This is a genomic window from Mesorhizobium sp. WSM4311 (assembly GCF_002295115.1).
Lineage (GTDB): Bacteria > Pseudomonadota > Alphaproteobacteria > Rhizobiales > Rhizobiaceae > Mesorhizobium.
Genome location: NZ_NSFV01000002.1, coordinates 359742 through 378580, shown reverse-complemented (window position 1 = coordinate 378580; position 18839 = coordinate 359742). Strand labels below are relative to the sequence as shown.

Below are 18839 nucleotides of genomic sequence, written 5' to 3'. Positions count from 1 at the left end.
TTCAGCCGGACCAGTTTAGAAAATCTCAAATGGCCATGCTCAACCGCGTTCATCTCAACGGCCTTCGCGCCGTCGAAACCGTTGCCCGTCTCGGCTCGCTAGCGGCGGCCGCCGCCGAGCTCAACGTTTCCGTCAGCGCCGTCAGCCAGCAGATAAGCCGCACCGAAAAGCAGCTTGGCCAGGCGCTGTTCGAGCGCACGGCGAGCGGTCTGGTGCTGACCGAGTTCGGCGCCGTCTTCGCGACCCGCCTCGGGGCTGGATTTCGCGAGCTTGCCCAGGCCGTGGCGCTGGCCGACGAAGCGAGCCAATGCACATTGGTCGTCTCGGCAGCGCCAGCCTTCGCTTCGAAATGGCTGCTGCCCAGACTGTCGCGTCACTTCGACCGCCATCCCAACGTGCTGTTGCGCATCGACGCTTCGGTGCGGCTGGCCAATCTCGACCATTCCGACGTCGACATCGCCATCCGGCTTGGCGACGGCAAATGGTCCGGCGGGCGGACTGAACTGCTCCTGGCGCAGGAAGTGTTCCCGGTCTGCGCACCTGACATCGCCCGGAAACTGAAATCGATCGAGGACCTTGCGCAGACCTGCGCCATCACCGACGAGCGGGCGATGATCAACTGGGAGAGCTGGTTCGCGGCGGCCGGTGTCGCGCCCGTCGCGTTCCAGAAAGGCGCGCGCTTCACCGACCCGATGCTGTGCCTGGAATCGGCGATTGCCGGCCATGGCGTGATGCTGGGCTGGCAGTTGCTGGCGGCGGATGCGCTGGCCGACGGGCGGCTGGTGGCGCCGTTCAGCATCCGCGCCCAGAGCGGGCTCGGCTACTGGCTGGTGACCGCGTCGGCCAAGACGGAGAGTCGCAAGGTCCGGGATTTCAAGGCCTGGATCAAGGAAGAGATCGAGGCGACGATGGCGCAGTTCGGATCTCTCGAAAGCGCGGCATAGAGCCTGTTTCGTCCCGATGGAATCGGGATGGCGCTCTGTCGCTTTTGGTCGACCATGATCTTTTTTCGAAAACCGGTGCCCGCTTTTGGGGCCATGGCCTGAACTGGCCCAGCGCAATCGCGGTGGAAAGGCGGGTGGCGCCGGTCTATGTAAGGTATCGGACCTCACATCACGGCAGGCAGGATCATGACCACACATTCGCGCGGCGTTGCCGCAACGATCGACCCGGTGAAGCTCGACAGGCTGGCGGAAGTCGCCATCAAGGTCGGCCTGCAATTGCAGCCCGGCCAGGATCTCGTACTGACCTCGTCGATCGCGGCATTGCCGCTGACCAGGCGCATCGTCGAGCACGCCTACAAGGCCGGTGCCGGTCTGGTGACACCGATCTTCAACGATGACGAGATGACGCTGGCGCGCTATCGCTTCGGCGCCGACGCCAGCTTCGATTGCGCCGCCGGCTGGCTCTATGAAGGCATGGCGAAGGCTTTTTCCAACAATGCCGCCAGGCTTGCCGTGCGAGGCGAGGATCCGTCGCTCCTGTCGGCGCAGGACCCGGCAAAAGTGGCGCGCGCCAACAAGGCCAATTCCATGGCCTACCAGCCGGCGCTGGAAAAGATCACCGGCTTCGACATCAACTGGAACATCGTCGCCTATCCGGACCTCGCCTGGGCCAAGCAGGTGTTTCCCGGCGATGCCGACGATGTCGCGGTGGCCAAGCTCGCCGACGCCATCTTCGCGGCGTCGCGGGTCGATGTGGAAGACCCGATCGGCAATTGGAAGGCGCACAATGCCGCGCTGCGCGGCCGCACCGGGTGGCTCAACGGCCACAATTTCCACGCGCTGCATTTCACCGGACCGGGCACCGACCTGACGGTCGGGCTGGCGGACGGCCATGAATGGATGGGCGGTGCCTCGACCGCCAAGAACGGCATCACCTGCAATCCCAACATCCCGACCGAGGAGGTCTTCACCACGCCGCATGCCAGGCGCGTCGAGGGCCATGTCTCCTCGACCAAGCCGCTGTCCTACCAGGGAACGCTGATCGACGAGATTTCGGTGCGTTTCGAGGAAGGCAGGATCGTCGAGGCCAAGGCGTCGAAGGGCGAGGATGTGCTGAAGAAGGTGCTCGACACCGACGAGGGCGCACGGCGTCTCGGCGAGGTGGCGCTGGTGCCGCATTCCTCGCCGATCTCGGCCAGCGGCCTGTTGTTCTTCAACACGCTTTTCGACGAAAACGCCGCCTGCCACATCGCGCTCGGCCAGTGCTATTCCAAGTGCTTTGTCGACGGTGCCTCGCTCAGCCAGGACGAGATCGCCGCGCGCGGCGGCAACAAGAGTTTCATCCACATCGACTGGATGATCGGCTCGGACAAGATCGACATTGACGGCGTCCACAAGGACGGCAGCCGCGTGCCGGTGATGCGCAAGGGCGAGTGGGCCTGAGGGGTTCGGCGTAGGGAGGTCGAATGGCGTTCGGCCTGATGGTCAAGCGGATCTACGAGCCGGCCGCTGCCGATGACGGGCAGCGGGTGCTGGTCGATCGCATCTGGCCGCGCGGCGTCAGCAAGGAGCATGCCGCGCTGGCGCTGTGGCTGAAGGAGATCGCGCCGAGCGACGAGTTGCGGAAGTGGTTCGGGCATGAGCCCGCACGCTGGGCGGAGTTCCAGAAACGCTATCGCGTCGAGTTGGATGGGAATGGTGAGGCGGTTGCGCAACTGCGCGACCTGCTCCGCCACGGCAAGGTAACGCTGCTCTACGGCGCCCATGACGAGGCGCACAACAACGCGGTGGCGCTGGCGGAGTATTTGCGCGGGAGAGGCTGAGGCGGCCATAACTTTCTGGGGCCGGCGGGACAGCGCCCCCCTCTGTCCTGCCGGACATCTCCCCCACAAGGGGGGAGATCGGCAGCTTCAACGGCTTCGCTACCTACTTCACCGCCTGCTCATAAACATCCGGCTTGAACCCAACCAGAACCCGATCGCCGATTTCCAGCACCGGCCGCTTGACCATCGTCGGCGTGGCCAGCATCAGCGCCTTGGCCTTCTTTTCATCGATGCCTTGCTTGTCCTTGTCCGCCAGTTCTCGGAATGTGGTGCTGCCCTTGTTGAGCAGCTTTTCCCAGCCGACCTTGCCGACCCAGCCATCGAGCCGCTTCGCGTCCAGCCCCTCCGCACGAAAATCGTGGAAGCGATAGGCCACGTCATGGCTCTCCAGCCAGACGCGCGCCTTCTTGACCGTGTCGCAGGTGGTGATGCCGTAGATCGTAATCGTCAAAGCGCGTCCCTCAAGCTGACAGTCGAATCCGTCCCACAGCCTAAAACCGCCCTTCCCGCTTTGCCAGCACCCAGGCCCGCAACCGCGGAATTTTCGGGCGACAACCACGAAGAGATGGGTTTCTTCGATGGCTGGGGCACTGTGACCGATCAGCTTGCCGAGTATGTGAAGACGATTTGAACCTCTCGCATGGAGGCCAGGACACCGTCTCGGCCGCCATGCTTGTTTCTCGATCCTGTAGCGAAGAGCCGACTCCGAAGTCGGAGCTTCCAGCCTCAGTAGTAGAAGCGCTCTTCAGTGATCTTGCCGTTCTTGACCGTGTAGAGGCCAACCTCGTCCATGGCGACACGCTCGCCGGTGGCCTTGGGCGTGACGTCAAACTTGAAGCGCACCGCGAACTGGTCGCCGTTGACATAGGGCCCTTCGACCGAGCCGCCATGCACTTCATGGTTTTCCTGCCACCATTGGCTTTTCTGCCTGAGGGCCTCCTTGCCATGGCTGACGGCCATCGGGCCCTCCATGGCTTCGTAGCTGGCGATGTCGTCGGCATTGTATTTTTCAGCAGCACCGGCGTTATCACCCTGCTTGAGGAGTTCGGTGAAATCCTTGGCAATATCCGTGATGGTCATGTGTGTTCCTCCTGTTCAGACGCACTGCAATTAGGGAAGAGCCTGCCCGTCTGCCACCTGTGCCCACATGACAGCTGACAAAGTGTGTCAGGACGATCGATATAGCGCGGCTCTGTGACGATGAATTGCAGGAGCGCGGGCAGCGGCCTCGGTTGCGGACGCAAGCCAATTCCGCAATGCTGGATGCATGTGCAACCTCTACAACATCACCACGACGCAAGAGGCGGTCCGCCAATGGACGCGCGCGCTGCGCGATATCAGCGGCAACCTTGAACCTTCCGTTGACATCTACCCCAATCAGCCCGGCCCGGTCGTCCGCAACACGGCAGACGGGAAGCGTGAGCTGGCGAAACTGCTTTGGGGGTTGCCGACGCCACCAGAGCGCATGAAGGGTAAGGCCGACTACGGCACGACCAACGTTCGCAATCCACAATATTCGCACTGGCAACAGTTTGTCGGGGTCGAGCATAGATGCGTCGTACCGGTCACCAGTTTTGCCGAACCCAGCCCGACACCGAGCGACAAGGACCCAGAAACAGGCATCCAGCGCAATTACTGGTTTGCCCGTGACGAATGCCGGCCGCTGTTCTTCTTCGCCGGTTTCTGGACCCGTTGGCAGGGTGTTCGAAAGGTCAAGGACGGACCGGGCGACTTCGAGTTATTTGCCTTCATGACAACCAAGCCTAACGCCCTCATCGCGCCGATCCATGAGAAGGCCATGCCAGTAATCCTGACCACGTCGGAGGAGACCGAGGCCTGGCTGACGGCACCCTGGGCAGAAGCACGGCATTTGCAGCGAACAGCGCCAGACAACGCGTTGGTCGTCGTTGAGAAGCCAGCCACACAAATCAAGTTTCCGCAGCAGGCACCGGCCCAAGGGTCTCTGTTCTAGGCTGAAGGGCTAGCCGCATTCCTCATTCCTCGTCTCGCCATATGACACGGCGAACCATGCGGATTTCGACAAGGCGTCTCACACGAATTTTCAAGCGCTCGGCAGCGCTCGGCAAAATTATGTCGGCATCAAGCTCGCGAAGCTTGCAGCGCTCGCACCGCATATGCCGTTCGACATCCCAAAAGGCAATGTCACCGACAAGCTTGGCGAGATCGCCGGGCAGATAGTGCCGGGTGATGTTGCAGTGCCGGCATCGGACACGAATGAGTTGCCCCACTTCGTGCGCGAGGCATAGGGTTTGTACATTTCGGCGCGGTCGGGTGCTCAATTCCGGCATCAACTAATTTAGGAATGTCTTCCTAGATTAGTCAATTCCTACTTAATTCCATGGTCGTTTGTTCACATGTCGATCAGACCCGCGGTTGCGGGCGACCATGCGAAGGCGGAAGAGGCTAGCCCGGCAGCATGGGGCAGTTGGCGCCACGGCGCAGGCTGACATGCGCCACATCGCCAATGCTGAATTGAAACCCCTCGGCCTGGCGCGGCGCATCGATCACCACCGGGAACCCCTGCCCAAGTTCAGCATGCAGCCGCAAGGTACGGCCGTGGAAGACGATGCTGTTCACCCGCGCCGGCGCGGTTCCTTCGGTCGCCTCGGTGGCGGCCAGCAAGTCCTCCGGACGCACGCCGATGGTGCGCATCTCACCTTCGCCGGGTGCCTGGCCGGTTTCGGAGGTAGCCTCCAGCGGCAGAGCGCCGGCAGTGAAGCGCAAACGATCGCCGTCGCGGCCGACAAAGCGCGACTGCAGCAGGTTCATGGTGCCGATGAAGCTCGCCACGAACTTCGTCGCAGGCCGGTCATAGAGCGTCGCCGGCGGCGCGATCTGCTCGATGCGGCCCTTGTTCATGACGACGATGCGATCGGAGATCGACAGAGCCTCGGTCTGGTCATGGGTGACCATGACGAAGGTCGTGCCGAGCCGCGACTGCAGCCGCTTCAGTTCGACCTGCATCTGTTCGCGCAGATGCGCGTCCAGCGCCGACAGCGGCTCGTCGAGCAAGAGCACGCGCGGCTCGCAGACGATGGCGCGAGCAAGTGCCACGCGCTGGCGCTGGCCGCCCGACAATTCGGAAACACGGGCGCGAAGCTTGTCGGCGAGACCGACCATGTCCAGCGCTTCGCCGACCCGCTTTGCCTGCTCGATTCCCGACAATCTGCGCAATGACAGGCCGAAGCCGACATTGTCGGCGACATCCATATGCGGAAACAGCGCGTAATCCTGGAACACCGTATTGACCGGCCGGTCGAAAGGCCGAAGCGCCGTGATGTCGCGGCCGTCAAGCAAGACCTTGCCGCTCGACGGGCTTTCGAAGCCGGCGATGACGCGCAGGCTGGTGGTCTTGCCACAGCCTGACGGCCCGAGCAGCGTGATGAACTCGCCGCTGATAATGTCGAGATCGACGGTATCGAGCCCAACGATGCCGCCCGGGAAAACCTTGGAGACCGCCTGCAACCGGACGAGTGGATCAGGCGCCATCGCGAACCTCGGAAGGCTTCGTGGTGTTGACCCACAGGATCTGGCATTGCTCGGCGCCGGGATTGCGGAAGGCATGCAACAGCGTGCTCTTGAAGGCAAAGCTGTCGCCGGTCTTCAGCCCGTATTTTGTCGAGTCCACCACCAGTTCGGCCTCGCCCGAAAGCACGTAGCCGAATTCATGACCGGCATGGGCATAGGCTTCCGCCGTGCCGCCACCGGCCTCCACCGTCACCAGCATGCCGGTCAGCGTCGCACCGGGCGGCGACAGCAGCGCCTTGGCAATGCCTTCCGACTTGACGGGAATGGAGCGCCGCTTGTCGGCGCGCACGCAATAGAGATCGTTGACGGCCTCGTCGCCATCGGCGATCAGCGCCGAAGGCTCGATGTCGAGGGCGGCGGCGAGCGGCCAGATCACCTTGACGCGCAGCGAGGACATGCCGCGCTCGATCTGGCTCAGCGCGCCGATCGACACGCCTGCCCTGGCCGCCAGTTCGGCCAGTGACAGGCGCCGCTCCAGCCGCAGCGCCCGCACACGGCGCCCGACGCGAACATCGGCATCGTCCCTGGGTTTTTCGGCGGCGTCGTCCAGCATGTCCATGCATTCGTCCTCGTTGTCTTTCCCTTCTCCCCTTGTGGGAGAAGGTGGATCGGCGCGCAGCGCCGAGACGGATGAGGGGTGTTCCAGCGGAGTGAGACGCTGGCGTTCCCCGGAACACCCCTCATCCGGCCGCTTCGCGGCCACCTTCTCCCGCAAGGGGAGAAGGCAAGAGTGCTCACCCGCCAGCCTTCACCTTCTCGAACATCTTGGCCATATCGTCATTCTGCTTCATCGGCCCGGTGAAGATGGTGTTCTTCAGCATCACCTCGGGATCGGACGGCAGCTGCAGTTTCTCCAGTTCCTCCTTCGCCACGCCGGCGAAGGCGGTGCTCAGAGAACTGCCATAGCCATAGGACTGAATGAGATATTTGCCCGAATCGGCATCGAGCCGGCTGTTGATGAAATCATAGGCGAGATCGACATTCTTGGCGTCCTTCAACATCACAAAGCCGCAGGCCCAGGTCAGCATGCCTTCCTTCGGCTTCATGAACTCGACCGGCACGCCCTGCTTCTTCAGCGAGGTGGCCGACGCGTTCCAGGTCATGGCGGCGACAAGCTGGCCGCTGGCCAGCGCCTGCTCGACCGACGTCATGTCCGTGGTGTAGCTCGACAGCAGCGGGCGTTGTTCGCGCAGCTTTGCCGCGACCTTGTCCATCTCAGCGGGCGTCATGTCGAACGGATTGACGCCGGCCAGAAGCGCGGCGACGATCGGCGTGTCATGCACGGCGTCGATCGTCGCCATGCGTCCGGCATATTGCTTGTCCCACAGCAGGTTCCAGCTTGCCTCGGGGTTCTTCACCAGATCGGTGCGGTAGAGGATGGAGGTGTTGCCCCAGTCCCACGGCACCATCCACACCTTGCCGTCGCCGGCCTGCAGGTCGGGCAGGTTCTTGAACACCGGGAAGATCGAATCCCAGTTCTTGATGCGCTTGGTGTCGATCGGCTGCAGCAGGCCTTCCTTGTTCCAGCGCGCCACCTTGTCGTAGCAGGGATGCGCGATGTCGGGCCGGAAGCCGGCCTTGACCTTGGTGAAGGCATCGTCGTCGTCGCCGAAGATCGAGGCCTCGACGCCATCGGGATGGGCGGCGAGGAAGCTCTTGTTGAAATCAGGCAGTTCGTAACCCGACCAGGTGAAATATTGCAGCTTTTCGGCGGCCGGCGCTACGGTCGAAGACAGTGCTAGCGCCAGCGCGGCGAGGCCGGCGCGCGCCTTGTATCCGGTTATCGATGTCAGGTGGAATGTCATTTTCGTTCTCCTCTCATTGTTATGGTCAGGCTGGATCGCGGCGCGCGGCACCGAGCCCGCGATGGCGCAGGATCTCGGCAGTGCCGGCGATGATGAAGGATGTGGCCAGGATCACCGTCCCCAGCGCCATGACGGTCGGCAGCGAGCGGGGAAAGCGCAGTTGGCTCCAGATATAGAGCGGCAGGGTCGGCTCGGTTCCGGCAAGGAAGAAGACGACGATGAACTCGTCGAAGGAGATCAGGAAGGCCAGCATGAAGGCCGACAGCACGGCGGGCAGGCTGAGCGGCAGCATGACGCGCCGGAACGTCGTCCAGTCGGAGGCGCCGAGGTCGAGCGCCGCCTCACGAACCGTCCTGGGGATGGCGGCGAAACGGCTGCGCATGACGACCACGGTCGTCGGCAAAGCCACGAGTATGTGGCCGAGCACGATGGCGACTCGCGACGGCCCAAGGCCGATGAGGTTGATCAGGATCAGCAACGATATGCCGACGATGACGCCGGGGATGAGGATCGGCAGCCGGGCTATGGCGCTTATGGTGGCGGCAAGCGGCGAGCGGCCATAGAGGTCCATATAGGACACGGTGATGCCGCACAGCGTGGCGCCGGAAGCGGCGATGGCGCCGATGACGAGGCTGTTCAGGAGCGCGCCGGACAGCGCCGGATTGCCGTAGAGCGTCGCATACCATTGCGACGTAAAACCCTGCAGCGGAAATGCCGCCTGGATGGAATCGTTGAAGGAAAACAGCGGAATCAGCAGGACCGGCAGATAGAGAAACACCAGATAGGCAAGCACGTAGAGGCCGAGCCAGCGGCCATCCCGTTTCGTGCCGGCGCGTTCGGCTTTCATGTGCGGCTGCCAAATCTGCGGTCGGCGCCGCGCGCGACCAGCACCACGACGAGGATGACCAGCATGACACAGACCGAAAGGGCGGCGCCGAACGGCCAATCATTGGCCTTGCCGAACTGCGACTGGATCAGCGTGCCGATCATGGTGCTGGCCGGGCCGCCGACCATGGCCGGCGTGACATAGTCGCCGACCGTCGGCACGAAGACGACGAGCGCGGCCGCCAGCACGCCCGGCATGGAGTTCGGCAGCACGACGCGGCGGAACGCGGTAAACGGCCGCGCGCCGAGGTCGGAGGCAGCCTCGAGCAGCGATTTCGGGATGGTGTCGAGCGCCACATAGATCGGCAGGATGGCGAAGGGCGCATAGGCGTGAGCCAGCGTGACGACCACAGCGGCCGGCGTGTTGAGAAAGGCCAGTGTCGGCTCCGACCAGATGCCGCTTTCGATCAGCGCCGAGTTCAGGACGCCGTTATAGGCGAGCACGATCTTCCAGGCGAAGACGCGCAGGAGATAGCTGGTCCAGAATGGCAGCGTCACCAGGAACAAGAGCAGGCCGCGCCGGCGCCCGGCATGGAAGGCAAGATAATAGGCGACGGGATAGGCGGTGGCGACGGTTGCCAGCGTCACCAGGCCGGCGATGACCAGCGAGCGCAGCGTCACCGTCCAGTAGAGCGGATCGGTGGCCACGGTGACGAAGTTCTCGATGGTCAGCCCGACGCCGAGGAGCGAGCCGTCATTGCCGCGGAAGGCGAGGAACAGCACCAGGCCAAGCGCGAACAGGATCAGCAGGAAAGTGACCAGCGCCCCTGGCAAAAGCATGGCGAGCCGGAAGCCCGATGAAGACCGGGCCGCTGGCGCTTGTGCTGCAACTAAGGCCGACATCGACCTGCCCACCAAATTTGAAATTGGCTAACAATTTTTCATATTCGTGAAACTGTCAAGCAGAATCCGGCTTTCCTGAATTGGTCGTCATCAACGCTCCAGCGACTGCCGGAACGCTTGGGGCTTTGCCCGGTATGGTCAAAAAGCCGTAGCCGACCTGGTAAGCCTGCCGTTCTCGGCCGCGTTCGTCAGCTAATCTCATCCGAACCGTTTGGCCGGTGTGCCTCGAACGCCTGCGCGCACCGCGAACAGCCCGCCCTCCTGCGGGTTTGCCTGCAAATGTCTCTCGCTCATGGTAAACCGCGCCGAAGTGACGAAGAGGGTATCGAAATTCTCGCCGCCGAAGGTGCAGCTCGTGGGCCAGCTGCACGGCAGGTCCACCACCTTGTCCAGGACCCCGTCAGGTGAAATGCGAACCAGGCACCCGCCCCCCGCAACGCGACAGTTCCAGACATAGCCTTCCGCATCCATGCACGACCCGTCCGGCAGACCGCGTGGAAAGTCCGAGAAGAAAGGACGCCTATCGGTTATTCGCGACCGCACCCTGTCCCAGCGATAACGAAAGACCTGGTTCTTCGTCGTGTCCGCCGTGATGAAGGCATTATCCGCTGTCCAGATCATCGTGTTGGTGATGCCGAAGCGATCGGCACTGAGCGCCTCGACAATGCCGGCTGTGTCGACGCGATAGATCCGCCCCGCATCTCGCGAAATATCGCGCGCAAGATCATCGTCGTCGATGTTGTTTTCCATGGTGCCGACCCAGAACGAGCCGTCCGGGGCGACCACGCCCTCATTCAACCGTGTGTCAGGGCTGTCCGGTTCGATCGTCGCGATCGTCCTGAAGGCTTCTCCGAAATCCCACAGAGCCACATCCTTTCGCAGCCCGACGATCGCGCCACCGTCCCCGCGCAGGCCAATCGAGGTTGCCAGGTCCGGTGTCTGCCAACTCTGATGATCGCGAGTAACCGGATCGAGCTGGTGGATGCGTCGCCCGACTATATCCACCCAGATCAGTGTCCTCCTGTTCTCGTCCCAGAGCAGGCTCTCACCGACGATATCCTGGGCATCGAACGCCAAGCCTGGCCGTTTTTCTCCGCTATCCACTGCCCTTCCCCTCCAACTGTCGCGTAGTCAACCGCTATTGACAGACAAGATTTCACAAAGATATACACATTTCAAGAAAACATGTCATACAGGTTTTGGGCAAATGGTAAGCGATCGCAGCATAGGGCCTGACGAGACAAATCCCGGGCTGGTGAGCGCCGCCATTCAGGCCATCACTCAACATATCCGCGTTGAAGGCCTTGGCCCTGGCGACCTCTTGCCCAGTGAAGCCGACATGACCCGCAAGCTCAGTGTCTCGCGCACGGTGGTGCGGGAGGCGTTTCGGTCGCTGTCGGCGATGCGCCTGATCGACATGAGCGCCGGGCGGCGCGCCAGCGTTGCCAAGCTCGACATTGGCGCGATGTCGATGGTGATCGAGCACGGCGTCACGACCGAACAGATCAGCATCCAGCAGGTCTATGATGTGCGCCGCACCATCGAAATGCGCACGGTGGCGCTGGCCGCGCTCCGGCGGACCGACGCGGAGGCGGCTGACGTTCAGAAATGCGCGCAGCTGATGCGCGAGAATTACCGTGCGCCGGAGATCGTCATGGAACACGACATCGCATTCCATGAAGCGATCGCGCGGGCCTCTCACAACCCGGTGTTTTCGTTGATCATCAACGCCTTCAGCGGCGTCACGCGACGCACCTGGGTGATCGGCTGGCGTACGCGTGCAACCGAGGAAGAGCAGATCAAGATGATCGAGGGGCACGCGGATATTGCTCGGGCGATCATCGCGGGGAACCCGCAACTCGCCGCCGAACATATGGCCGCGCATTTCGACAAAAGCGTCAAGGCATTGATCGACGCGGGGATCGCATGAAAATCCGCTCGCTTGAGACCATTCGTATCGAAGAGCGGCCCAATCTGCTCTGGATCGAGGTGCATACCGACGAGGGCATCACCGGCCTTGGCGAAACCTTTTTCTTGGCCCGCACGGTCGAGGAATATGTCCATGAATATGTCGCGCCGCGCGTGATCGGCCGCGATCCACTGCAGATCGATCTGCTTTCCGCGGACCTGGTCGGCTATCTTGGTTTCCGCTCAAGCGGGGTCGAAGTCCGCGGCAATTCCGCCTTCGACATCGCGCTCTGGGATATTTTCGGCAAGGCCATGAACCAGCCGATCGCGCAACTCCTGGGAGGCTTTTCGCGGCAGTCCATCCGTACCTACAACACCTGCGCCGGCACCGAATACATCAAGGACGGCAAGGGGCAGACCACCGCGAATTATGGTCTCGGCACAAGGCAAGGCTACGACGACCTGAACGGGTTTCTCCACCGCGCCGACGAATTGGCAGCGGAGCTGCTCGAGGACGGCATCACGGCCATGAAGATCTGGCCTTTCGACCATGCCGCCGAGAAAAGCCGAGGGCAAGACATCAACGCCGGCGACCTGAAAGCCGCGCTGCAACCCTTCGAGAAGATCCGCAAAGCTGTCGGTGACAAGATCGACATCATGGTCGAGTTCCACTCCATGTGGCAGCTCTTGCCCGCGATCAAGATTGCCAAGGCGCTCGGGCCCTACGGCACGTACTGGCATGAGGATCCCATCCGCATGGACAGCCTCGCCGATCTCAAGCGCTATGAGGCCGCGAGCCCGGCACCGATCTCGGCGTCGGAAACCTTGGGCAGTCGCTGGGCATTCCGCGACCTTCTGGAGACCGGCGCCGCAGGCATCGTCATGCTGGACATTTCCTGGTGCGGCGGGCTTTCCGAAGCACGCAAGATCGCGGCGATGGCTGAGGCCTGGCATTTGCCGGTCGCGCCGCACGACTGCACCGGGCCGGTGGTTCTGGCGGCGTCCACGCATTTGTCCCTCAACGCGCCTAACGCACTCGTACAGGAGAGTGTGCGGGCATTTTACAGGACCTGGTATCGCGACCTCGTGACCGCGCTACCGGAAGTCAAGGACGGCATGATCACCGTGCCGCCTGGCCCCGGCCTCGGGCTGGAACTCAATCCCGACCTCGGTCGGGCCTACACCGTCCATCGCCGCGTCTCCGACAAGGCGGACATCTGAAGAACACCAACGGGAGGATTAGTAATGAAACGACTGACTGCAACGCTTTTGCTCGCGACGACACTGTTCGCCGGGCCTTCCGTCGCCAGCGCCGACGGGCTCAACATCGTCTTCACGCACCATTCGTCGGCCTCGAACACCTTCTGGCAGGCGGTGAAAAAGGGCTTTGACGATGCCTGCGGCAAGGTCGAGGCCAAGTGCAACATGATTTTCACCCAGACCGAAGGCTCGGTCGAGCAGCAACTCGCCAACATGCGCGCCGCGCTTGCGGCAAAGCCGGATGCGCTGCTGACCTCGATTGTCGACAACAAGGCGTTCGACGACGTCATCAAGGAAGCGCGAGATGCCGGTGTGTTGGTGATTGCCGTCAATGTGGATGACACCGAGGGCGCCAAGGGCAATGCGCGGCAGGCCTTCATAGGGCAGGGTTTCAAGCCGGCGGGCTATTCGCTCGGCAAGGCGATCTCCGAGAGCTTCCCGAAAGAGGGGGCAATCAAGGTTCTGGTCGGCATTTCCGCACCCGGCCAGAACTGGTCCGAAAGCCGCGGCGCAGGCGTGATGCAGTTCCTGGAAGAGTACAAGGCGGCCCACCCCGACCGCCAGGTCTCATGGGAGCGGATCGACAGCGGAACGGACCTCGCGATCACGTCCGATCGTGTCGGCGCCTATCTCAATGCGCATCCCGACACCACAGCCTATTTCGACACCGGCTTCTGGTGCGCGGGCGTAGCGCGGTCGCTGCAGGATCGCGGCGTCGCGCCGGGCAAGATCCTCCTTGGCGGGTTCGATCTGGTGCCGGAAGTGCTGCAGCAGATGCAGAAGGGCTACGTACAGGCTTTGGTGGACCAACAGCCCTACATGCAGGGCTTCATGCCGGTCATGGAAGCCTACCTGAACAAGAAGGTAGGTCTGGCGCCCTCCGACATCGATACGGGTCAAGGCATCGTGCGCCCGAATCAGGCCGACGCGATCATGACACTTTCATCGCAAGGCCTGCGTTAAGCCCACGCGCGCCATGTGTTCACCCGGCGGTGTTCGCACCGCCGGGTGGTCCCTTGCCTCGAATTCCTGGAGCCTGCCTTGAAACGCCTCTTCAAGACCTATCTGGAAAAGCCGGAACTGGCGGGACTGATCCTGCTGGTGCTTCTGGTGGTGATTTTCGAGATCCGCTCGAATGGCGTGTTCCTCAACCAGGATAACCTTCGCGGCATGCTCGGCATTCTGCCGGAAACGGGCCTCGTCGCCATCGGCGTCACCATCTTGATGATCAGCGGCGAGTTCGACCTTTCGGTTGGATCGGTGTTTGCCCTGATGCCGATGTGCATGGCGGTCCTCATGGTCGAAGGGGTGCCTTTCCCGCTTGCCTTGCTGGCCGGGCTTGTCGTTTGCGCGGTGATCGGATTTATCAACGGCTATGTGACGATCTGGTTCGAGATCCCGAGCTTCATCACCACGCTCGGCATGCTTTTCATCGCCCGGTCGCTGACGATCGTCGTCTCGGGCGGGTTTCCACCCTTGCTTCCCGCCGATCTTCCGAACTGGCTGTTCACTTCGTTCGTCGGCCCCGGCAACATGTTCCGCATGTCGTTCCTGTGGTTTGCGGGAATTGCCCTGCTGACGTCACTGATGCTTTCCAGAACCAATTTCGGCAATTGGATAAAGGCCACCGGCGGCTTCCACCCGGCTGCCGCCTCCATGGGCATCCCGACCGCGAGAGTAAAACTCGCATGCTTCGTGCTTTGCTCGATGCTGTCGGGCTTCGCCGGCATGTTGCAAGTGCTGAGGCTGGGCTCTCCCTTGCCTTCCATCGGCGAAGGCCTGGAGCTCCAGGCGGTGGCCTCGGCGGTCATCGGCGGCGCGTCGCTCGCAGGCGGCATCGGTACCGTCGCCGGCGGCATCATCGGCACAATCCTCATCCGCATCATCGACAACGGGCTGGTGCTCTCCAATGTCGACGCGAACTGGTTCAAATTCGCGATCGGCTTCCTGACCATTTTCGCCGTCGTCGCCAACGCCTGGATGCGCAAGCGCGCCAAGGCGATCAAGATGGAGGGCTGAGCCATGGAAGACGCAATCATCTCCGTCCGCAATCTTCACAAATGGTATTCCGGCGTCCATGCGTTGAAGGGCGTGAGCCTCGACCTGAAGCGAGGCGAGGCACTTGGGCTGGTCGGCGACAACGGTGCCGGCAAATCGACGCTCATCAACATTCTGTCAGGCGTCCACACCGCCGACGAGGGCGAGATCCTGGTCGAAGGCAGACCGGTGCGGATCGCCAGGCCGCGCGACGCGATGAACCTCGGTATCGAGACCATCTACCAGTACAATTCGACGGTCCCCACCATGTCGATCGCCAGGAACCTGTTTATCGGCCGCGAACCGACGCTGTTTTCCGTATTCGGCGTCGGCATCCTGGATCAAAAGCAGATGGCCAGCGAGAGCATCAAGGCGATCGCCAATGTCGACCTGCATCTGCGCTCGCCCGACGCACTGGTCGGTGAATTGTCAGGCGGCCAGCGGCAGGGCGTCGCCATCGCGCGGGCCATGCATTTCAAGTCGAAGGTGATGATCCTCGACGAGCCGACCAATCACCTTTCGGTCAAGGAGACCAGCAAGGTCATCGGCTTTGTGCGTGGATTGAAGGCGCAAGGGGTGACCGGCGTTTTCATCAGCCACAACATGCATCACGTTTTTGATTGCTGTGATCGCGTGGTCGCGATGGCGCGCGGCGAGGTCGTTCTCGACAAGCGCATCGAGGAAACCTCCATCGATGAAGTTCACAACGTGCTTTGAGGAGCGGGAACGGTGATGACGAACCTTTCCGGTAAAGTCGTGCTCCTGACGGGTGGTCTGGGTTCGCTCGGCCGCGCCCAGGCTGCCGCGCTTGCCCGCGCTGGCGCGCGCGTGCTTCTGCTTGACCGACCGGAGAATGCGGAAGGGCCCAAGATCGCGGCGGAATTGGCGGCGACAAACAAAGGTACGATCGTCTATGTCGGTTGCGACTTGAACCAGCTGGCCGAAGCCGAGGCAGCGGTCAAGGCGCTCGCCGACGAAGAAGGCACGATCGATATTCTGATCAACAACGCGGCGCTCATCATCAACCGTCCGTTCGAGGAATTCTCACTTGGCGAGTACGAGGACCAGATCCGTGTGAATTCGTCAGCCGCCTTCGCGCTGGCGCGCGCCTGCGCGCCTGGCATGAAGAGGAAGGGCCAGGGCAGGATCGTCAATTTCTGCTCGGTGACGCTGAACGGCCGCTGGGACGGCTACGTGCCCTATGTGGCCTCGAAGGGAGCCATGCTGGGACTCACCAAGTCGCTGGCGCGGGAATTGGGACCACACGGCATCACCGTGAACGCGGTGTCGCCAGGCGCCGTCGTTTCCGAGGCAGAGGAGCGCGTCTTCGGAGAACGGCTCGAGGAATACAACGACTGGATCCTTACCAACCAATGCCTGAAGCGACGCATCGAGCCGCAGCATATCGCCGATCTCGTGCTGTTCCTCGTCTCCCCGGCCTCGGACATGATCAGTGGTCAGAACATCAACATCGATGGCGGATGGTAGCCATAGCGGCCCTTCAATGACAAATGGCGATGAGATCGAACTTGCCGACGGGCGTGCAAGCCTTGTGGTGTGTCCCCGCGAGGGCGCCGCCATCCTGCGCTACGACGCGCTCCGCCCCGGCCGAGCACCTACGCCTCTGCTTGAGCCATCGAGAGGTCTGCTGAAGTTCGGGTCTCAACTGCTGATTCCCTGGTCAAACCGCATTTCCGGTGGAGGCTTCGAGTTTGACGGGCGCTTCCATGCGATAGAGCCCAATGTCGAAGGCGAGCGGTTCCCACTCCACGGCGACGCATTTCAAAGACCGTGGCGGTTGACGAGGCGAACCGGCACTGAAATCGAGCTGGCTCTGGAGGATGGGGCGATCGGACCCTACCGCTACCATGCAAGCGTCCGCTATGCATTGGAGGAAGGCGCGCTGTCCGCCGTGCTGGCTGTCGAAAACCGAGCCGCCATCCGCCTGCCCTACGGGCTGGGCTTCCACCCCTGGTTTCCGCGCCGCCCGCGCACTCTGCTGCAAGCATCGGCGCACAGTGTCTGGTTGGAAGACGAACGACACCTGCCGACGGGGGTGGTGCCGCTGGCCTCCCGGCCGGACTGGGACTTTTCGCAAGCCTCGCCGCTTCCCGACGCCTGGGTCAACAATGCCTTCGAAGGCTGGAACGGGCACGCCTCGATCATCCAGCCGGACGACGCCATCGCCCTCACGGTCGAGGCGTCGCCCTCGCTGAATGTCTTCGTCCTCTATTCGCCGGCACGAGACGCTGATTTCTTCTGCTTCGAACCCGTTTCACATGTGGTGGACGCCCATCACGGCAGGGGCCTGACGACGCTGGAAAAAGGCGGATCGACAAGCGCGCATTTGCGGTTACGCTGGGGTGAGCTATAGCGCCAGATCGGAAGTCGCGAAGCGGTGCAGTGGCATGGTGGCAAAGGCCATTTCCGTTGATCGTCCGTCGCTTGGCACATGCTGCTTCAGGGCGTGTCGGCTTGAAGAGGCCATGCGCACCTCATAACATCGAACCATCCTGCGCAATAACGAGAGTGCAATGACAAACATGACGTTTCTGCCTGACGATGGCGTCTTTCTCGGCCGCGCTCGATCACCGGCTGTGCCCCATCCCCTGGTGGTCACGGTGCGTGACGGCACCGTCTTCGACATTACGTCGAGCGAGGAGCCGACCGTGCGGGACATCTGCGAGATGGCCGATCCGGCAGGGCATGTGCGCTCGGCCAAGGGCAAGCCGATCGGCTCGCTCGACGACATCGCGGCCAATAGTTTTGCAGCCGGGCGCGATCAGGCCAAACCCTATCTCCTCTCCCCGGTCGACCTGCAGGCGGTCAAGGCGTCGGGCGTCACCTTCGTCGTCAGCCTGCTAGAGCGGGTGATCGAGGAACAGGCGCGAGGCTCGGCGGAAAAGGCCGACGCCATCCGCGCCGACATTGCCGGGCTGATCGGCCACGATTTGTCGAAGCTCAAGCCCGGTTCGCCGGAAGCCATGGAGATCAAGGCCAAGCTGATCGCGCGCGGCGCCTGGTCGCAATATCTGGAAGTCGGCATCGGCCCCGATGCTGAGATCTTCACCAAGTGCCAGCCAATGGCGTCGGTCGGCTTCGGCGCCGATGTCGGCCTGCACCCGGTGTCGACCTGGAACAATCCGGAGCCGGAGATCGCCATGGTCGCCGCCTCGAGCGGCAGCATCGTCGGCGCCACCATCGGCAACGATGTCAATCTGCGCGACGTCGAAGGGCGTTCCGCATTGCTGCTCGGCAAGGCCAAGGACAACAATGCTTCGGCCTCGCTTGGACCCTTCATCCGCCTGTTCGACGACACCTTCTCGATCGACGACGTGAAGAAGGCGGTCGTGCGCCTCAAGGTCGAGGGCGAGGATGGCTTTTCGCTGGAGGGCGCAAGCTCGATGGCCGAGATCAGCCGTTCGCCCGAAGAGCTCGTTGCCGCCGCGATGGGTCCGCACCACCAGTATCCGGACGGGCTGGCGCTCTATCTCGGCACCATGTTCGTGCCGTCGAAGGACCGCGGCGAGAAGGGCAAGGGGTTTACCCACAAGGTCGGCGACATCGTCACCATCTCATCGGAAAAATTCGGCGCGCTGGTCAACCGGGTGCGGCTGTCGCCCGACTGCCCGCACTGGACCTACGGCGCCAGCCATCTCATGCGCGACCTGGCAAAGGCCGATCTGATCTAGACTCTATCCAAAACGCCATGACCTTGCTTGGCGTGGATGCCATCTGGGCCCGCCTTCACCACCGGTGCTCCGGTCGTGCTTGCCTTGGCGATC

Annotated in this window: 21 protein-coding genes; 13 read left to right on the top strand and 8 right to left on the bottom strand. The window is 62.5% G+C overall.

The window, feature by feature from the left end; all coding sequences use genetic code 11:
* The first annotated feature begins 29 nt into the window (after window positions 1–29).
* From CK226_RS05575 to CK226_RS05565, 3 genes are all read left to right on the top strand, one after another.
* A complete protein-coding gene (locus CK226_RS05575) occupies window positions 30–944 on the top strand; it encodes a LysR substrate-binding domain-containing protein (RefSeq protein WP_095791277.1) in 915 nt (304 codons plus the stop codon).
* A gap of 186 nt (window positions 945–1130) precedes the next feature.
* Entirely contained in the window at window positions 1131–2387 is a 1257-nt protein-coding gene (locus CK226_RS05570) for an aminopeptidase (RefSeq protein WP_095791276.1), read from the top strand.
* 23 nt (window positions 2388–2410) lie between these two features.
* Window positions 2411–2767, top strand: coding sequence for a DUF488 domain-containing protein (locus tag CK226_RS05565; RefSeq protein ID WP_095771093.1), 357 nt, complete (start codon window positions 2411–2413; stop codon window positions 2765–2767).
* Window positions 2768–2870: 103 nt separating this feature from the next.
* On the opposite strand, the gene CK226_RS05560 is transcribed toward CK226_RS05565, so the two are convergent.
* On the bottom strand, window positions 2871–3218 hold the full coding sequence (locus tag CK226_RS05560; protein WP_095786654.1) for an ArsC family reductase: 348 nt from the start codon (window positions 3216–3218) through the stop codon (window positions 2871–2873).
* A gap of 275 nt (window positions 3219–3493) precedes the next feature.
* A complete protein-coding gene (locus CK226_RS05550) occupies window positions 3494–3847 on the bottom strand; it encodes a SnoaL-like domain-containing protein (protein ID WP_095771095.1) in 354 nt (117 codons plus the stop codon).
* 187 nt (window positions 3848–4034) lie between these two features.
* On the opposite strand from CK226_RS05550, the gene CK226_RS05545 reads away from it, so the two are divergent.
* Together CK226_RS05545 and CK226_RS36005 are read left to right on the top strand one after the other, a co-directional pair.
* On the top strand, window positions 4035–4739 hold the full coding sequence (locus tag CK226_RS05545) for an SOS response-associated peptidase (RefSeq protein ID WP_095791275.1): 705 nt from the start codon (window positions 4035–4037) through the stop codon (window positions 4737–4739).
* A gap of 163 nt (window positions 4740–4902) precedes the next feature.
* Window positions 4903–5034, top strand: a complete 132-nt coding sequence (locus tag CK226_RS36005) for a hypothetical protein (protein WP_280951469.1) — start codon at window positions 4903–4905, stop codon at window positions 5032–5034.
* Between the two features lie 157 nt (window positions 5035–5191).
* Here the strand turns inward: CK226_RS36005 and CK226_RS05535 are convergent, their stop codons facing one another.
* The 6 genes from CK226_RS05535 to CK226_RS05510 all read right to left on the bottom strand — a co-directional run bounded on the left by CK226_RS05535 (window position 5192) and on the right by CK226_RS05510 (window position 10926).
* Complete coding sequence (locus tag CK226_RS05535; RefSeq protein ID WP_095771097.1) at window positions 5192–6277, bottom strand: ABC transporter ATP-binding protein; 1086 nt, start codon at window positions 6275–6277, stop codon at window positions 5192–5194.
* Window positions 6267–6875, bottom strand: a complete 609-nt coding sequence (locus CK226_RS05530) for a cupin domain-containing protein (RefSeq protein WP_095771098.1) — start codon at window positions 6873–6875, stop codon at window positions 6267–6269. The genes CK226_RS05535 and CK226_RS05530 overlap by 11 nt, the downstream gene beginning before the upstream one ends.
* Window positions 6876–7050: 175 nt before the next feature.
* Window positions 7051–8121: an ABC transporter substrate-binding protein gene (locus CK226_RS05525; RefSeq protein ID WP_095771099.1), complete on the bottom strand. Its 1071-nt coding sequence runs from the start codon at window positions 8119–8121 to the stop codon at window positions 7051–7053.
* Between the two features lie 25 nt (window positions 8122–8146).
* Window positions 8147–8968 carry an ABC transporter permease gene (locus tag CK226_RS05520; RefSeq protein WP_095771100.1) on the bottom strand — a complete coding sequence of 274 codons (822 nt, stop codon included), beginning with the start codon at window positions 8966–8968 and terminating at the stop codon, window positions 8147–8149.
* Window positions 8965–9849 carry an ABC transporter permease gene (locus CK226_RS05515; RefSeq protein ID WP_095771101.1) on the bottom strand — a complete coding sequence of 295 codons (885 nt, stop codon included), beginning with the start codon at window positions 9847–9849 and terminating at the stop codon, window positions 8965–8967. The genes CK226_RS05520 and CK226_RS05515 overlap by 4 nt, the downstream gene beginning before the upstream one ends.
* Before the next feature lie 198 nt (window positions 9850–10047).
* Window positions 10048–10926 (bottom strand): SMP-30/gluconolactonase/LRE family protein, encoded by an 879-nt coding sequence (locus CK226_RS05510; RefSeq protein WP_245437665.1) that lies wholly within the window; start codon window positions 10924–10926, stop codon window positions 10048–10050.
* A 130-nt stretch (window positions 10927–11056) separates the two neighbouring features.
* Between CK226_RS05510 and CK226_RS05505 the strand changes: the two genes are divergently transcribed.
* The 8 genes from CK226_RS05505 to CK226_RS05470 all read left to right on the top strand — a co-directional run bounded on the left by CK226_RS05505 (window position 11057) and on the right by CK226_RS05470 (window position 18746).
* A complete protein-coding gene (locus CK226_RS05505) occupies window positions 11057–11779 on the top strand; it encodes a FadR/GntR family transcriptional regulator (RefSeq protein ID WP_095786662.1) in 723 nt (240 codons plus the stop codon).
* Window positions 11776–12978, top strand: coding sequence for a mandelate racemase/muconate lactonizing enzyme family protein (locus CK226_RS05500; RefSeq protein WP_095771104.1), 1203 nt, complete (start codon window positions 11776–11778; stop codon window positions 12976–12978). The genes CK226_RS05505 and CK226_RS05500 overlap by 4 nt, the downstream gene beginning before the upstream one ends.
* Window positions 12979–13002: 24 nt before the next feature.
* Window positions 13003–13980 (top strand): sugar ABC transporter substrate-binding protein, encoded by a 978-nt coding sequence (locus CK226_RS05495; protein WP_095791273.1) that lies wholly within the window; start codon window positions 13003–13005, stop codon window positions 13978–13980.
* Window positions 13981–14058: 78 nt separating this feature from the next.
* Window positions 14059–15036 (top strand): ABC transporter permease, encoded by a 978-nt coding sequence (locus tag CK226_RS05490; RefSeq protein WP_095771106.1) that lies wholly within the window; start codon window positions 14059–14061, stop codon window positions 15034–15036.
* A 3-nt stretch (window positions 15037–15039) separates the two neighbouring features.
* Window positions 15040–15771, top strand: a complete 732-nt coding sequence (locus CK226_RS05485) for an ATP-binding cassette domain-containing protein (protein WP_095791272.1) — start codon at window positions 15040–15042, stop codon at window positions 15769–15771.
* A gap of 15 nt (window positions 15772–15786) precedes the next feature.
* A complete protein-coding gene (locus CK226_RS05480; RefSeq protein ID WP_095771108.1) occupies window positions 15787–16542 on the top strand; it encodes an SDR family oxidoreductase in 756 nt (251 codons plus the stop codon).
* A gap of 16 nt (window positions 16543–16558) precedes the next feature.
* Window positions 16559–17428 (top strand): aldose 1-epimerase, encoded by an 870-nt coding sequence (locus CK226_RS05475; RefSeq protein WP_245437664.1) that lies wholly within the window; start codon window positions 16559–16561, stop codon window positions 17426–17428.
* Window positions 17429–17588: 160 nt separating this feature from the next.
* Window positions 17589–18746: a fumarylacetoacetate hydrolase family protein gene (locus CK226_RS05470; protein WP_095791270.1), complete on the top strand. Its 1158-nt coding sequence runs from the start codon at window positions 17589–17591 to the stop codon at window positions 18744–18746.
* Window positions 18747–18839: the final 93 nt, after the last annotated feature.

Excerpts from the sequence above, each read along its gene's own strand:
- CK226_RS05565 (WP_095771093.1), top strand. The coding sequence starts at position 2,411 with ATGGCGTTCGGCCTGATGGTCAAGCGGATCTACGAGCCGGCCGCTGCC.
- CK226_RS05470 (WP_095791270.1), top strand. The coding sequence starts at position 17,589 with ATGACAAACATGACGTTTCTGCCTGACGATGGCGTCTTTCTCGGCCGC.
- CK226_RS05545 (WP_095791275.1), top strand. The coding sequence starts at position 4,035 with ATGTGCAACCTCTACAACATCACCACGACGCAAGAGGCGGTCCGCCAA.
- CK226_RS05500 (WP_095771104.1), top strand. The coding sequence starts at position 11,776 with ATGAAAATCCGCTCGCTTGAGACCATTCGTATCGAAGAGCGGCCCAAT.
- CK226_RS05570 (WP_095791276.1), top strand. The coding sequence starts at position 1,131 with ATGACCACACATTCGCGCGGCGTTGCCGCAACGATCGACCCGGTGAAG.
- CK226_RS05495 (WP_095791273.1), top strand. The coding sequence starts at position 13,003 with ATGAAACGACTGACTGCAACGCTTTTGCTCGCGACGACACTGTTCGCC.
- CK226_RS05520 (WP_095771100.1), bottom strand. The coding sequence starts at position 8,968 with ATGAAAGCCGAACGCGCCGGCACGAAACGGGATGGCCGCTGGCTCGGC.
- CK226_RS36005 (WP_280951469.1), top strand. The coding sequence starts at position 4,903 with ATGCCGTTCGACATCCCAAAAGGCAATGTCACCGACAAGCTTGGCGAG.
- CK226_RS05550 (WP_095771095.1), bottom strand. The coding sequence starts at position 3,847 with ATGACCATCACGGATATTGCCAAGGATTTCACCGAACTCCTCAAGCAG.
- CK226_RS05525 (WP_095771099.1), bottom strand. The coding sequence starts at position 8,121 with ATGACATTCCACCTGACATCGATAACCGGATACAAGGCGCGCGCCGGC.
- CK226_RS05475 (WP_245437664.1), top strand. The coding sequence starts at position 16,559 with ATGACAAATGGCGATGAGATCGAACTTGCCGACGGGCGTGCAAGCCTT.
- CK226_RS05575 (WP_095791277.1), top strand. The coding sequence starts at position 30 with ATGGCCATGCTCAACCGCGTTCATCTCAACGGCCTTCGCGCCGTCGAA.
- CK226_RS05530 (WP_095771098.1), bottom strand. The coding sequence starts at position 6,875 with ATGGACATGCTGGACGACGCCGCCGAAAAACCCAGGGACGATGCCGAT.
- CK226_RS05535 (WP_095771097.1), bottom strand. The coding sequence starts at position 6,277 with ATGGCGCCTGATCCACTCGTCCGGTTGCAGGCGGTCTCCAAGGTTTTC.
- CK226_RS05480 (WP_095771108.1), top strand. The coding sequence starts at position 15,787 with ATGACGAACCTTTCCGGTAAAGTCGTGCTCCTGACGGGTGGTCTGGGT.
- CK226_RS05515 (WP_095771101.1), bottom strand. The coding sequence starts at position 9,849 with ATGTCGGCCTTAGTTGCAGCACAAGCGCCAGCGGCCCGGTCTTCATCG.
- CK226_RS05485 (WP_095791272.1), top strand. The coding sequence starts at position 15,040 with ATGGAAGACGCAATCATCTCCGTCCGCAATCTTCACAAATGGTATTCC.
- CK226_RS05505 (WP_095786662.1), top strand. The coding sequence starts at position 11,057 with ATGGTAAGCGATCGCAGCATAGGGCCTGACGAGACAAATCCCGGGCTG.